General features: G+C 73.6%; 15 protein-coding genes. 4 read left to right on the forward strand and 11 right to left on the reverse strand.

Annotated features, from left to right (window positions below; genetic code table 11):
- Positions 1 to 44: 44 nt before the first annotated feature.
- Both FDO65_RS00170 and FDO65_RS00175 read right to left on the reverse strand, forming a co-directional pair.
- Complete coding sequence (locus FDO65_RS00170; RefSeq protein ID WP_137447494.1) at positions 45 to 746, reverse strand: alpha/beta hydrolase; 702 nt, start codon at positions 744 to 746, stop codon at positions 45 to 47.
- Positions 747 to 809: 63 nt separating this feature from the next.
- Positions 810 to 1,322: a DUF1707 SHOCT-like domain-containing protein gene (locus FDO65_RS00175; RefSeq protein ID WP_137447495.1), complete on the reverse strand. Its 513-nt coding sequence runs from the start codon at positions 1,320 to 1,322 to the stop codon at positions 810 to 812.
- Between the two features lie 143 nt (positions 1,323 to 1,465).
- On the opposite strand from FDO65_RS00175, the gene FDO65_RS00180 reads away from it, so the two are divergent.
- On the forward strand, positions 1,466 to 2,077 hold the full coding sequence (locus tag FDO65_RS00180) for a TetR/AcrR family transcriptional regulator (protein ID WP_137447496.1): 612 nt from the start codon (positions 1,466 to 1,468) through the stop codon (positions 2,075 to 2,077).
- Between the two features lie 7 nt (positions 2,078 to 2,084).
- On the opposite strand, the gene FDO65_RS00185 is transcribed toward FDO65_RS00180, so the two are convergent.
- The gene (locus tag FDO65_RS00185; protein ID WP_137447497.1) at positions 2,085 to 2,951 is read right to left on the reverse strand and encodes a hypothetical protein; all 867 of its coding nucleotides are present in this window, start codon (positions 2,949 to 2,951) and stop codon (positions 2,085 to 2,087) included.
- 52 nt (positions 2,952 to 3,003) lie between these two features.
- Here FDO65_RS00185 and FDO65_RS21950 point away from each other — a divergent pair, with 52 nt between their 5' ends.
- Entirely contained in the window at positions 3,004 to 3,162 is a 159-nt protein-coding gene (locus FDO65_RS21950; RefSeq protein ID WP_166441980.1) for a hypothetical protein, read from the forward strand.
- 174 nt (positions 3,163 to 3,336) lie between these two features.
- Here the strand turns inward: FDO65_RS21950 and FDO65_RS00190 are convergent, their stop codons facing one another.
- Complete coding sequence (locus FDO65_RS00190) at positions 3,337 to 4,185, reverse strand: alpha/beta fold hydrolase (RefSeq protein WP_137447498.1); 849 nt, start codon at positions 4,183 to 4,185, stop codon at positions 3,337 to 3,339.
- 186 nt (positions 4,186 to 4,371) lie between these two features.
- Between FDO65_RS00190 and FDO65_RS00195 the strand changes: the two genes are divergently transcribed.
- Both FDO65_RS00195 and FDO65_RS21955 read left to right on the forward strand, forming a co-directional pair.
- Positions 4,372 to 5,187 carry a PIG-L deacetylase family protein gene (locus FDO65_RS00195; protein WP_137447499.1) on the forward strand — a complete coding sequence of 272 codons (816 nt, stop codon included), beginning with the start codon at positions 4,372 to 4,374 and terminating at the stop codon, positions 5,185 to 5,187.
- Between the two features lie 318 nt (positions 5,188 to 5,505).
- Complete coding sequence (locus FDO65_RS21955) at positions 5,506 to 5,673, forward strand: hypothetical protein (protein ID WP_166441981.1); 168 nt, start codon at positions 5,506 to 5,508, stop codon at positions 5,671 to 5,673.
- Between the two features lie 27 nt (positions 5,674 to 5,700).
- On the opposite strand, the gene FDO65_RS00200 is transcribed toward FDO65_RS21955, so the two are convergent.
- From FDO65_RS00200 to FDO65_RS00230, 7 genes are all read right to left on the reverse strand, one after another.
- On the reverse strand, positions 5,701 to 6,294 hold the full coding sequence (locus FDO65_RS00200) for a hypothetical protein (protein WP_137447500.1): 594 nt from the start codon (positions 6,292 to 6,294) through the stop codon (positions 5,701 to 5,703).
- 20 nt (positions 6,295 to 6,314) lie between these two features.
- Positions 6,315 to 7,175, reverse strand: coding sequence for a hypothetical protein (locus FDO65_RS00205; protein ID WP_137447501.1), 861 nt, complete (start codon positions 7,173 to 7,175; stop codon positions 6,315 to 6,317).
- A 63-nt stretch (positions 7,176 to 7,238) separates the two neighbouring features.
- Entirely contained in the window at positions 7,239 to 8,465 is a 1,227-nt protein-coding gene (locus FDO65_RS00210; RefSeq protein WP_137447502.1) for a multidrug effflux MFS transporter, read from the reverse strand.
- A gap of 85 nt (positions 8,466 to 8,550) precedes the next feature.
- A complete protein-coding gene (locus FDO65_RS00215; protein ID WP_240757336.1) occupies positions 8,551 to 9,822 on the reverse strand; it encodes a class I SAM-dependent methyltransferase in 1,272 nt (423 codons plus the stop codon).
- A gap of 89 nt (positions 9,823 to 9,911) precedes the next feature.
- Entirely contained in the window at positions 9,912 to 11,321 is a 1,410-nt protein-coding gene (locus tag FDO65_RS00220; RefSeq protein ID WP_137447503.1) for an FAD-binding protein, read from the reverse strand.
- Between the two features lie 55 nt (positions 11,322 to 11,376).
- Positions 11,377 to 12,936 carry a PH domain-containing protein gene (locus FDO65_RS00225; RefSeq protein WP_137447504.1) on the reverse strand — a complete coding sequence of 520 codons (1,560 nt, stop codon included), beginning with the start codon at positions 12,934 to 12,936 and terminating at the stop codon, positions 11,377 to 11,379.
- A complete protein-coding gene (locus FDO65_RS00230; protein WP_137447505.1) occupies positions 12,933 to 13,511 on the reverse strand; it encodes a PH domain-containing protein in 579 nt (192 codons plus the stop codon). The genes FDO65_RS00225 and FDO65_RS00230 overlap by 4 nt, the downstream gene beginning before the upstream one ends.
- Positions 13,512 to 13,764: the final 253 nt, after the last annotated feature.

Below are 13,764 nucleotides of genomic sequence, written 5' to 3' on the forward strand. Positions count from 1 at the left end.
ACGCTAAACGGTCAGGTTGGCCGCGCCGGGGCGGAAACGGGTTCTCAGTCGGTCAGCAACGATCGGAGGAAGCCGGCCACGTCCATCACCTCGGCCGGGGCCACACTGTGCCCCATCCCCGGATAGGTCCGTTCGGTGAGAGCGGTGTGGGCGCGCAGGAAGTCGACCGCCCATTGCCGGGCCACCGCCGGCACCCGTGGATCGGCCGGGTCGTACCCGACGAAGGCGGGGATGCCGTGGCCGGCCGTCGTCCGCACTGCCAGTTCGGCGTCTCCGGGTTCGACGGTGTCGTACAGGTAGCCGCTGAGCCCCACCAGCCCGGTGATCAGTGCGGGATGCCGGCGCAGCACGGTGATGGCGGTGCACATGCCCTGGGAGAACCCGGCGACCACCACCGGACCGCGGGGCGCGGCGTGGGTGCGGATGGCATCGGCGACCCGGTCGGCGACCAGCGCGATGTCCGCGGCCGGTGGCTGTTCCATCAGCGGGCCCGGGAACCAGGCCGATCCGCCGGCCAGTCGCCGTTCGGTGGCCGGGAAGGATCCGCGGACGGCCAGGACCCGGGCGCTGACGCCGGGCAGGAACATCTGCAGGGCCGGGGCGAGGGCGAGCATGTGTCCCTCGTGTGAGCCGTAGCCGTGCAGCAGGACCAGCAGCGGCGTGGCGGGATCGTCCGCCGCGCGGGCCGGCCCGAGCCAGGTGGTGCGGCTGACAGGTCTGGCCGGAACCGGCGGGGGGACGCTCATCCGCGCCACGGTAGGCGCGACGGGCGATCAGGACGCCGGCCCGCTTCGTCTGCAGTCCCGGAGTCAGGTCCCGACCGACGTCCGGGCCACCCGGCCCTGCTCCACGGTCTGCCGCACGGCACACACCGCGGTGCCGAGGATGGGCCAAATCGGCCACGGGTACCAGGCGCCCGTCGGGATGCCCACGGCGACCCAGATGGCGATCAGCAGTGTGGCCAGGGCGGCCCAGCGGACCCAGGCGTCGGTCACCGGCCGAACGGCCCGGCCGGGCGGACCTGCCGGGCGGTGCGGCCGGGGGTCGATCTGCAGCGACCCCGCGACCAGCGGCGCCGTCGGCGGTGACCAGGCGGACAGGCCCGGGGAGCCGACGCCGGCGGACGGCAGGTCCGCCAGCAGGAAGTGGAGGTCGTCCGCCGTCCGGGCGCGGAACGCCGCCTGCACGCGATCGTCGAACTCGGCCAGGGTCAGCTCGCCCAGCCCGACGGCTCGCGTGAGTCGGTCCTGGGTGCGGGCGCGGTCGGCGTCGCCCACCAGGAGCGCGGGCGATGTCGGCTGTGGGCGTGAGGGTGTGGTCATGATGGGCCTCCCCGTTCCGTCCGGACCGGAGCCCGGGACGGCTACTTGACACTGTCAACCCCGTCAGTGTGGGCGCGCCGTATGACAGTGTCAAGGGGCCATCGGGGATGATTCTCGGAACGGTCCGCCGGGAGGGAGATCCGATGACCCAGGTCGACGACGACGGGGGCGCCCGCGCCCGGCTACTCGCGGCCACCCACGCCGAACTCGCCGACCACGGTCGCGCGGCGGTGAGCCTGCGGGCCGTCGCCCGCCGCGCCGGGGTGTCCCACGCGGCCCCGCAGTACCACTTCGGCGACCGGGCCGGGCTGCTGACGGCGGCCGCGGCCGACGGGTTCCGGGCGCTGGGCGATGCGCTGGAGCAGGCGTCGGACGGGTCGCATCCGGTGTCGGTCGACCGGCTGGGACAGGCGTACGTGGCGTTCGGCTGCGCCCACCCGGCGCTGTTCGATCTGATGTTCCGGCCCGGGGAGCTGCGCGGTGACGACCCGGAGTTGCGCAACGCCAAACGCCGGGCGCTGGAGGCGTTGCGCCGCGCGGTCCAGGCCCAGGACCCGATGGCTCCCGCGGAGGTCGTCGCCGACCGGACCCTGGCCAGTTGGGGCTTCGTCCACGGTCTGGTCGTCCTCGCCCTCGCGGGAGCGCTCACCGACGCAGCCGGGGCGCTCGGGCCGAACGCTGATGCCGCCGACGCCGCGGCGTTGGCCGGCCGTCTGGTCGTCGCCTATCCGGGACCGGTGACCGAACCGGGGTGACCCGTCGTCACCCCCGGGCGACGGCCCTGACCTGTTCCGCGACCGCCGGGTCGGCCCACCCGGCGAGTTGGTAGCCGCCGTCGAGAACCCTGGCACACGGGCCGGTCTCGAGGGCGAGGAACGGGTACCCGGGTTGCGGCACGCCCTCCCACTCGGTCACCGGCGAGGCCAGCACGAGGTGGGTGTCGCCCTCGGCGGTGCCGGCCCACGGGTCGGCCGGGGTGCACCCGGGTCGGTCGGCCGGCTGGGTTCGGGTGACCGACGCGATCAGCCGGTCCCGCAGCGCGGCGTCGACGGTGCCCTGAGCGACCAGGTCCAGCGTCCCCGGCTCGGCCGGCGGACCGGCGGGGCCGTAGAGGCACGCCGCGGCGCCGCTGTCCGCCGCCTCCGGGGGCACGGTCAGTGGCGCCGCGTTCGCCGGTGGTTGGGTGAGCCCGTCACCGCTGATGACGCCGACCTTCTCCTCCTGCGGCCGGCAGCTCGAGGTGAGCTCCGCATCGGTCTGCAGGCGTTCGGTCCGCCAACGGTTCTCGGCCGATTGACCGGTGACCACACCGCCCAGCACTTCGAGGACGTCCCGCTGCGGGTGGCAGGGATCCCGCGGGACCGAAGCATTCAGCCGTCGGCCGTCCATCGTCTCGACGGTCACCGCGGGCGTCTCGATGTGGATCAGCGAGCAGGCGGTGTCCGGTTCCGCGACCTCGTCCGGGTGGCGCAGGGCGTCGGCCACGGTGGTCAGGTCCGCCTCCGGAACCCGGTGTTCGCTCGTCACCCGCCAGGTCCCGTCACCGAGCAGGTAGGCCCACTGCGAATCGCAGACGACGATCCCGGCGACGTCGTCCGTGGCCGACAAGCGGGTGGGGTCGGAAGCCATGCCATCGACGCCCGCGCACACGTGGTCGGGCCCGAGGGGGACCGTCGCGTCGATGACCATGACCGGGGGTGCCGCTGCCCGGGCGGCAGCCTCGGCCTCGGAGACCAAGACGGTCTCGACGGCACCGGGTGGCACCCCGCCGGCCGCGGTGTCCGGGAAGGTGGTCGGCGCCGCCGGGGACGTCGAGGCCGGTGGCGCCGCCGTCGGCTGACTCCGGGGGAGGGGAGGCGCCGCGCAACCGACCACCACGACGAGGGTGACGCCGAGGGTGGCCGCTGTGGCTGCGGTCACCGCACGGTTGGATCGACGGGTCGCCATGACCTCAGGACGGTACCGGCCCCCCGCCCGGTTGCAGCGGGCCGGAACCGCCGGCCGCCGGCGTCGATCAGGAGGCGGCGTCCAGGCTGCTCTCCCGGAACGCGGTGATCAGCGCGGCGATCTCCCGTGCGGCGGTGATGATCTCGGTGTGGTCACCGGGGATCAGGTGCACGACCGACCCGGGGACGAGATCGGCGATGAGGCGGCTGTTGGCGGCCGGGACGATGGGGTCGTCGTCGCCACTGATGAGCAGGGTGGGCTGCCGCAGCAGCGGGAGGAACGGCAGGCTGGTCCACGTCGCCAGGGCCGCGAGCTGGTGCCCGTAGCCGATGCCGGCGCCGGCCATCCGGGCCGGTTCGGCCGTATCCCAGCGGCCGGCCCGCTGGGCCGCGGCCACGGAGTCGGCCGTTCCGCGGCCGCTGCCGAGCAGGGCCGACAACGCCGCCACCTCTTCGGGGTCCTCGAACCGCCGGGGCGTGAGCATGGTGGCGAAGCCGGTCGGGCTGCCCGGGATCGACAGGGCGCCCGGGCTGGTGCTGATGAGGATCAGCCGGCGGTACCGGCGGGGGAACTGCACGGCCATCTGCTGGGCCAGCGCCCCGCCCCACGAGTAGCCGAGCAGGTCGACCGGGCCCGGGTGCAGCCGACGCACCACGGCGTCGACCAGCCACGACATCTGCACCATCCCGTACGGCAACGGCAGCGGGGGCGACTCTCCGGTGCCCGGGACGTCCAGGCGGATGGTGGTGACCTCCCGGCCGAGGGCGTCGACGAGCGGTTGCAGCACCTCCAGGGCCGCCCCGATGCCGTTGAGCAGGACCATTGGGCGCTGGTCGGACGTTCCGGTCCGGACGTCGACGCGGATGCGGGCCCACCCGATGTCGAGCATGCGGGCAGTCGGGGCGTCGGGTGACATGCAATTCCTTCGGGTCGTCCGGGGCGGGTCGGCCGGCGGCCGAGGGACCACCGTCCGGTAGCCCGCGCCTGCCGACCGTAAACCGCCGTTCGCATCGCTGGCCGCCGGGATGATCACCGTCACGCCGGAACCACCCGCACGGGACCAGCGGGCCGGACCCGACCGACCGTGGGGGATGCTGGCCCCATGACTGCCAGTGGCACGCGGGAACCCGACGATCCGGCCACCCTCGACCTGGGTGACGTGCTGGCCGTGTTCGCGCACCCCGACGACGAGGCCTACGGGGCCGCCGGGCTGCTCGCCCTCTCGGTGGACCGCGGCCGGCGGGTCGTGTGCGTGACCGCGACCCGCGGCGAGGAGGGGTTCGCCCTCGACGACCCGCGCAGCCCGGCCGAGCGGGCCGCCGTCCGCACGGCCGAACTGGCCGACTGCCTGGCTGTACTGGGCGTCACCGAGCACCGGTTCTGGGACTACCCGGACGGCGGCTGCGCCGACGTGCCCGACGACGAGGCGGCCGATCGCCTCGTGGCCCTGATCCGCGACGTGCGCCCGGACACCGTGCTGACCTTCGGGCCGGACGGCGGCACCGGCCACCCCGACCACCGCGCCGCCTGCCGGTGGACCACCCTCGCGCTCGACCGCCTGGCCGCCGAGCCGTCGTCCGAGCCCAGGCCTCGGCTGCTGTACGCGACCAAGTCGGCCCGGTGGCAGGCCGAGCGCGCTGCGCTCTTCGACCCGGCCGCGGTGATGATGGTGGCCGACCTCCGGCCGGAGACCACGGCGGAGGACGAGCTGGCCGTCTGGCTGCGCTGCTCGGGTCCGCTGCTGAACCGCAAGGTCGCCGCGCTGCAGGCGCAGCGCAGCCAGGTCGGTCCCTTCGTCGAGATGATCGGTGCGCAGGGCTACCGGGACTTCGTGGCCGACGAGTTCTTCCGCGACCGGCGTCCCGGGGACGACGACGCCCGCATCGAGCAGGCCCGCGCCTGGGTGGCCCGCCGGTAGCACTCGACACCCGCGGCGGGCTGCTGGCGGCCGACGGTCCGGACGGGTGACGGGCGCCCTCCGGCGGCAACGCGGGGTCACCGGCCAACCACCCGAACGCCCGGTCTGCGCAGCGGCGGGTGGCGTGTGGACCGGCGTCCTCGGGGAACCCCCAGATCCGTAGGTAAATTCGGAGCAAAGGTGCGGCACCGGCGCTGCGCGAGTTGCGAAGCCGGGCTCGCCCGCCACCCCTCCGGTTCAGCACGACGACGTCAACAGCGGACGTCGGTCACCGCGGAACGCCCGTCGGCGCGACGCCAGGGACGAAAGGTTCCACCGATGACCATGGGCGACCGCATCACCCCCACCCGTCCACGGCGTCTGGACCCGCCGACGGCGGACGTCGCCGACGCCGGTCCGATCCCGGTCGCCGGCTCCGGTCCGAGCCTGCCGACCCAGCCGGCCCCGTCGCCGGCCGGCGAACCGGTCGCCGCACCGACGACCTGACCCGCAGGCCACGTCCGGGAAGCGGTGTCAGCCCGGGGGTAGACGACGCAGCTGCGGGAGCATGATGCGCTCCCGCCAGCTCAGCATCCGCCCGTCGCCGTAGGAGCGAGGGAGTGACAGTTCGGCGCGCAGCTGATCGCCGACCACGGCGAACAGCAGGAACCAGGTCTGCATCGGGCCGGGGACCAGCTCCTCGAACGGCAGGCCCGGTTGGTCCTGGCTCGGCCCGCCGAAGGTCAGCTGACCGCCGATGATGGCCCACTCGGTCGCGCTGCCCTTGGCGTGCCGGGTCCCCGGGTCCCGGGTCGGGTCGCCCACGCCCTCGTCCCCGGTGGTGACGACGATCGCGGTGTCGTGCCGGGGGGAGATCGTCCGGGCCAGGTTGCGGGGGTTGTCGAAGTGCCACCCCAGCGGCACCAGCTCGTCCCGCAGCGACCGGGTCGACATCGCCCACCGCAGCAGGCCCTCCAGGATGGGCGGGTCGTGGCGCGACGTGCGGCGGGCCAGCCGGTCGCCCTCGAGCAGCGCCCGGGTCAGCTGATCGGCGGTGACGCCCAGGTCGGCCAGCCGTTCGGGACCGGACACGCGCACGGACGGGCTGGCGATTCGCTGCTCGGACACCCGTCCAGTCTGCCCGGTGCTCAGCCGCTCGGTTCGGCGGCCTCGCCGGTCTCCGGTGGCCCGGGGGCGGTAGCGGTCGGCGGGGTCGGTCGGGCGGCAACCGCCGTGGCCGGGTCGACGCGCGGTCCGCCGGCGTTCATCGCCTCCACGTACTTGGTGTAACCGCTGCCCATGGTCGCGCCGAGGGCGCCGAGGGTCAGCGCGCCGGTGACCGCGGATCCGGCGGTGGACCCGAAAATGCCCTCGTCCGCGGTGATCATGCTGAGCAGGGTGTAGGCCGTCAGGAACACCCAGACGGCGGCGATGGACCGTCCGGCCTCCCCGGCCTTGGCCTGCTCGACCGGCCCGTGCAGGCGGGCGGTGAACGACCAGCGGCTGGTCACGGCGCTGCACACCGCGTGGGTGACGAACGCCAGCAGCACGACGAGCGAGAGATCGTTGGGATCGGTCAGGTCGACCAGGGTGCTGATCAGGACGATCTCGACGTCGAGGAACACGATGAGGGCCAGGAAGACCCACGCGGCCCGTTGCGACAGGGCCCATCCCAGAGCACCGAGGGCGGCGGCTCCGAAGGCGCCGAACAGGCCGACGACGGTCACCCAACCCCAGGTGTGCCGGGCCCCGTCGGACGACGTCGACCACAGGCCGAGCACGCCGACCACGAGCAGGACGACGGCCAGACCCAGCAGTACCGCTCCCACCCGGGCCAGGAGCACGCCGCTGCGCCGGGGGCCGAGTTCCAGCTGACCCAGCGAGGGGCGGCGGTCGGCGATGCGGTTGACCAGGATCCAGCCGACGATCGGCAGGGACGCCAACAGCAACAGGAGCAGCACGGAGACGACCGCGCTCCACCAGGTGTCGACGTCCAGGGTCAGCCTCACGGGCCGATTCTCACCGATCGGCCCGGTCCGCAGCGCTCGGATCGACGTGCGACCCGGTTCGGGTCACCCGGTGGCGAGCACCTTCTCGGCCCGGGGCGTCGCGGGGAAGCCGCGACGGGCGACGAGGACGAGCAGACCGGTCACCGCGGCGGCACTGGACATGACGATCGCCATCGATTCCGAGCCGCCCCCGAACAGGCCGGTCAGCGGAGCAGCGGCGGCGCCCACCCCGAACTGCACGGCGCCGAGCAGGGCGGCGGCGCTGCCGGCGCGATGCGCGTTGGCCTCCAGGGCGATCACCGGGACCGCGGGGAGCAGGATGCCGGCGCAGAGCAGCGTGCCCAGCAGGGCGATCACCAGCGGGACGAGACCGGCCCCGGTCAGCGCGAACACGACCAGCGCGACCGCGACGACCAGCGAGACGCAGACGGCCACCGTCAGGATGCGGGTGGGGGCGACGCGTCCGACCAGCAGACCGTTGAGCTGGGTGCCGGCCGTGATGGCGACGGCGCCCGAGGCGAACAACAAGGCGAACTGCTGGGTGCTGAGCCCGAACTCGCCCTGGTAGACGAACGTGGCGGTCGAGACGTAGGTGAAGATGCCGGCCATCGAGAACCCGCTGAGCAGGGCCAACGCCATGAACGTCCGGTCACCCAGCAGCCCGAGATAGGACTTGACGGCCGGGCCCACCCCGCCGGCCCGTCGACGATCGGCCGGGAGCGATTCGGGGACCACGAACACGGCGAGGACCAGCAGCAGGACACCGAACCCGGCCAGCGCGACGAACATCCACCGCCAGGTGCCCAGCAGCAGGAACTGGGCGCCGATGAGCGGGGCCAGCGCCGGGGCCACGCCGACCACCAGCATCAGACGGGCCAGGACCTTTCCGACCTGCACGCCCTCGAAGCGGTCCCGGACGATGGCCATGGACAGCACCATGCCGGCCGAGGCGCCGAGGCCCTGGGCGAACCGCGCGGTGGCCAGCAGGCCGACGTTGGGCACGATCACGATGACCAGCGAGGCCACCACGTACAGGACGAGACCGGCGATGAGGGGCCGACGTCGACCCATCGCGTCGGAGAGCGAACCGATGAGCAACTGCCCCAGCGCGAGCCCGGCCAGGGTGGCTGTGATGGTGAACTGCACGGCGGCCGGGGTGGTGGCCAGGTCGGTGGTGATGCGGGGGAACGCGGCCAGGTAGAGGTCGATCGTCAGCGGTCCGATGGCGACCAGGGCGCCCAGGAGCAGGACGAATCCGGCCGGGATGCGGGACGTGGTGGGGGTGCTCAAGCACTGGCCTTTCGGTGCACTGCGCGGTTCGGGGTCCTCAGGTCGCCAACCCGGGCCGGCGGCCAGGCATTCCCGGCGCCCGTCATCACCCCGTCCACCAGGGGCGCAGCGGCACGTCGGCGGACCCGTCGTCCCGCGGCCGGACGGCGAGCACCTGATGCAACTGGATCTGGTCGCGTTCGAAGCTCACCGCGCACGCCGCCATGTACAGCCCCCAGACCCGGGCCTTGCCCACCCCCACCTCGGCGACGCAGGCGTCCCAGTGGGTCTCGAGGTTGGCGCACCAGCCCTGCAGGGTGAGCGCGTAGTGCTCGCGCAGGTTCTCGGAGTGCCGGACGTCCCATCCGGCGTCCTGCATGGCGACGATCATCCGCCCCGACCCGGTCAGCTCCCCGTCCGGGAAGACGTAGCGGTCGATGAACGGCTCGGTCCGCACGTCGCTGTCGTTCGTCGGGCGGGTGATGCTGTGGTTCAGCAGCCGGCCGCCCGGCCGCACCCGCTCGTGCAGCGCGGTGAAGTAGGACGGATAGTTCGCCACCCCGACGTGTTCGGACAGGCCGATCGACGAGACGGCGTCGAAACCCCCCTCGGGGACGTCCCGGTAATCGCAGTAGCGCACCTCGGCGAGATCCTGCAGACCGTCCCGCACGATCGCCGCCCGGGCCCACTCGGCCTGCTCCCGGGAGAGGGTGACGCCCAGGGCCCGGACCCCCCGACGCGCCGCGTGCCGCACCATGGCTCCCCATCCACAGCCCACGTCGAGCAGCCGCTGCCCGGGCTGCAGTCCCAGCTTGTCGAACACCAGGGCGTGCTTGGCCTCCTGGGCCGCGGTCAGCGCCGCGGGCACCTCGGCCGGCGGCTCGGTGTAGACCGCGCAGGTGTAGGTCATCGACGGGCCCAGGACGTACTCGTAGAAGGTGTTCGACACGTCGTAGTGCCGGCTGATCGCCGCGGCGTCCCGCCGGTGCGAGTGCCGCAGCCCCTCGGCGACCCGTCGCCAGCGGGCGGGTGCCTCCTCCGGGGGTGGGGCGATCGGACGAAGGGTCCCCAGCCCGAGCGCCCGGACGGCGTCGGGCAGATCGGCAAGGGCGGGCCGACGCAGCCGCAGCCCCTCGGCCAGCGCCCGCAGCAGCGGGTACGGGTTGCCATGGGTGACACCGACCGGCTGGAGGTGGCCGGCGACGTAGGCCCGAGCCAACCCCAGATCGCCGGGCGCGCCCAGCAGGTAGGTCAGGGCCCGGCGGTCGGCCACGTGCAGCCCGACGGGGGAGTCCTCCGGTCCGGTGGCCGAGCCGTCGAACGCGGTGATCCGGACGGGCAGCGGACCCGCGGTGACGAGCTCGACCAGTCCGGCCACGGTCCGGGGTGTCGTCCGTCCGGTGCGTCGGGGTCGCCACGGACGGGGTTGCGGTCGGGCGGGGTCCGGGATGTCCAGCGGGGGAGGGGTCACTGTCGTCGCACCGCCTTGTCGTAGAGGTCCAGCAACCGGGATTGCGGGTCGTAGCGTCGTTTGAGCTGCCGGTAGTGCTCGCCGCCGTAGAGGCGGTCGAACTCGTCGCGGTCGTAGTAGGCCTGCGAGTAGAGCGACTTGTGTCCGTCCAGGGCGCTGACCCGCTTCTCGATGGCCCGGTTGGTCACCCCGTCCGGCTGGCCCGGGACACCGGGCACCATCGACCAGAAGCCGACGTTGACGAAGGTCCGGCCGACCGGCATCGGGTACAGCGGCCAGGCGGGGTCGGGCGCGGTCATCCCGTCGGGTCCCGCGGGCGGCGGGTTCTGCCGCACCGGGCACAACCACACCGGGGCGATGGGCACGGTGTCCAGGAACCAGTCGAGGAATGCGGCGGTCCGATCGACCGGCACCTCGATGTCCTGCACGACACGTTCGGCCGGGGGACGCCCGTGCAGCCGCTCGATCCCGTCGGACAAGCCGATGCGCTGGTCCAGGGCGATGAGTCGGGAGTAGACCGAGCTGCGGCGCCACCGCCGGGGCCACAGCGGGCGCACCAGCGGGTGCTGCACGCCGAACGCCCGGGAGCACCAGAACCAGTCGGTGTCCCAGCGCCACAGGTAGTCACCGATGGTCAACCGGTCGGTCGGGCGCTGCGCCAACGAGCGGTAGTAGACCTGCCGGCCCGTGTAGTCGCTGACCGGTCCCGGCTCCGCGGTCTGCCGGCCGAGGACCAGATACTGCTCGTCCGGCCCGAACACGACACCGTCGCAGTAGTGCACCGGTTCGCCGTCGAAGGCCCGCTCGGCGGTGATGTCGGCGAGCGCCTGCTGGACGGCGGCGGTCGAGCCGAACCGCACGTTCCGCAGGGCGACGAACGGCTGGACCGGTTCCAGTCGAACCCGCAGGCGGGTGGCGTATCCGAGGGTGCCGTAGGACACCGGGAAACCGCGGTAGAGGTCGGCGTGCCCGTTGTCCGGGGTGGCGGTGACCACATCACCGGCCCCGGTGAGGATGTCGAGCTCGGTGATGCCCTCGTGCACGAGCCCCGACCGGAACGACGACGACTCGATACCGCCGCCGGTGACGGCCCCACCGACAGTGATGGTGCGCAGCTGGGGCACCACCAGCGGAGCCAGGCCGAACGGCAGGGTGGCGATGACCAGGTCCTCGTAGGTGCACATGCCCTGCACGTCCGCGGTACGGGCGGCCGGGTCGATGCGCAGCACCCCGGTCAGACCGCTGACGTCCAACCCGGGGGCGGCCCGCCGCGCGCGGGAGCGGAACAGGTTCGAGGTCCGCTTGGCCAGGCGGACCGGCGTCCCGGGAGGGATGGCCGCGTAGCTGTCGCGCAGCCGGTCGACGGTCTGCCGATGGTCCTGGGCCGGGGCCGAGGGTGGCGACATGGCGTCACGCTAGACCCTCTTTCGCACTGCTGACGATCGGGGGCCGGCTGGTCGATCAGCGTGTCGATCCGGTCTCGGTGGACCGGAAGGCGGCCACGGCCGGCACCAGATCGGCGGCCACCTCCAGGGCGACCCGGTCGTCCAGGTCCGGCAGGTGGTACCGCTGGGTCCCGGCGGCGGTGGTGATCGTCAGGGTCACCAGACCGGCCCGCCGCTGGAACGGGCTGGAGCGCCACACCGCGCCGATCACTCCGCTGCGGCGCAGGGTCACCCGACGGCGGACCAGCGAGCCGAGTCGGCTGACCAGCACCCGACCGTCGGACCGGGGATGCCGGGCGGGCAGCACCGCGTGGCCGAGCGCCGCGAACCGGTCCCGGGCGAGCAGCAGGGCGGGCAGCACGAGTGCGAGGGTGGCCACCGGGACCCAGCCGGGTACCAGGTGCCGCCACCACAGCAGACCGGCGGCCGCGGCGAGCGCGACGACTCCCGCCAGCGCCCGCACGTACCGGCGCCGCCGGGCCGCCGGCCCCCGCGGCGTCAACGTCACCGTCACCGGGTCGATGGCCGGCTCGGCCAGCACCTGACGTTCGATGTCCAGCACCGCGTCCCGCGGCACCGGCGGCAGCAGGACGTCGGCGCCCCGGGATGCGTTCCGGCCGTCCTGCAGTCCGGTGGCGACCGCGGTGAGGCGGGCGCCCCGGACGGCCCGCAACAGCAGTGGTTCGATGCGCTCGATCCCGTGCAGACGGTGTTCGGCGATCGTGGTCGACCGGGTGGCCAGCAGGCCGCGGCTGGTCTGCAGGGCGCTGCCGTCGCCGCCCACGTCGCTGGAATCCGCGTGTCGCACCAGACGAAATCCCCAATAGGACAGGCAGTATCCGGCCAGCGACAGCAGGGTGGTGACGATCAGGACGGCCAGGAGCACCTGCAGCCCGATCGCCCACCAGTCGAGCGCGGACAGGTGACGCAGCACGGCGGCGATCGGGCCGACCTCGGTCGGTCGCACCTGGGCCTCGCTGAGCAGCCGCAGTCCCAGGGCCAGGACGGCGGCGGCGGTGACCACCCCGGAGAGCGTCGCCGGGCCGTAGAGCAGCCAGCGCGGACGGAACGCGGCCAGCACCCGTCCCCGGTCCGCCGGCGGTGACGTGTCCGCCGATCCGTCGTCGGCATCGCGGTGGTGGAGCAGCACCGCGCGCAACGTCTCGGCCGTGGCCCGCGACACCCCGTCCAGTTCGACGCCGCGGGCCGCCGGACCGGACGTCCCGGTCCCGATCCGGACGCGTACCAGCCCGAGCAGTCGCTGCAGGGGGTGGGCGCTGATGTCGATGCTGCGGATCCGTTCCCGTGGCGCGGTGAGCACGCGCCGACCGAACACGCCGTGCCGGACCTCGACCGCGTCCGCGGTGACCCGCCACCGGGTGGAGACGAACCGACCGATGCCATACAGGATGACCAGACCCGCGACGGCGAACTCCCACGGCGGCCGGGACGTACTGCGGCCGACGACCAGCAGCACCAGCAGGAGCGGCACGAAGCGCAGCAACTCGCGGATCGGCTGGATGAGCAGCATCCCCCCGGCGAGTCGCCGCCATTGGCCGTCGATGGGTGCGCTCATGTGGCGTCGTCCCGGGTGGCCTGGGCGGCATCCGTCGCGGTCCTCGCGATGCGTTCGGCGACATCGCTGTCCACAGCGGCGATCTCCACCGGTCCGGCGGCCGAGGCGGTGGTCACGGTGACGGTGCTCAGCCCGAACAGCCGAGCCAGGGGGCCGCGGGTGGTGTCGACCGTCTGCACCCGGGAGAGCGGGGCGATGCGCCATCGCTGCGTCCACCACCCGGACCGGGTGAAGACCGCGGGGGGCACGTCCGGGGCCGGAACGGACTGTCGGGGAACATCTGTCGCGGTGATCTCCCAGCGGTGCACCCGGTACCGCCAGGGTGGCATGACGGCCACGTGGAGCACGGCCAGCGGCAGGGTGACGGCCAGCAGCAGTCCGGGCTGCGGCGGGAAGCGCCAGTCCGCCAGCAGGGCGACGGCCTCCAGGACCACCAGCGGGGTCCAGCCCAGGGCCGCGCGCACCGCCCAGTACCGACGCGCGCGGGGCGAAACCCGGTGGGCCGGTGCGCGGATCGGGCCACCGGCGCCGGCCGGTGGCTGAGGTCGGTCCGCGGCGGTCCCGTCGGAGGTCATGGCTCCATCCTGCGTGACGTCCGGGCTCGACGTGCTCGAGCGCCGACCCGGGTCGGTCCGGGGCACGGGTGCGGCCAGGGCGGCGGGGCGGGTGGGGCACGGCATTCCGGGCGCGCCACACCGGCGCGCCTCCACGGGTGGGCGGGGTGGGCGCCCTACCTTTCGTTGCAGTCGAGGTTGACATAACTATAACGCTCTGGTTGAGGTTGAGAGTTCGACACGCCAGGGACTTGAGCTCCACCGCGTATGGCAG

This window comes from Nakamurella flava (assembly GCF_005298075.1).
Classification (GTDB): Bacteria; Actinomycetota; Actinomycetes; order Mycobacteriales; family Nakamurellaceae; genus Nakamurella; species Nakamurella flava.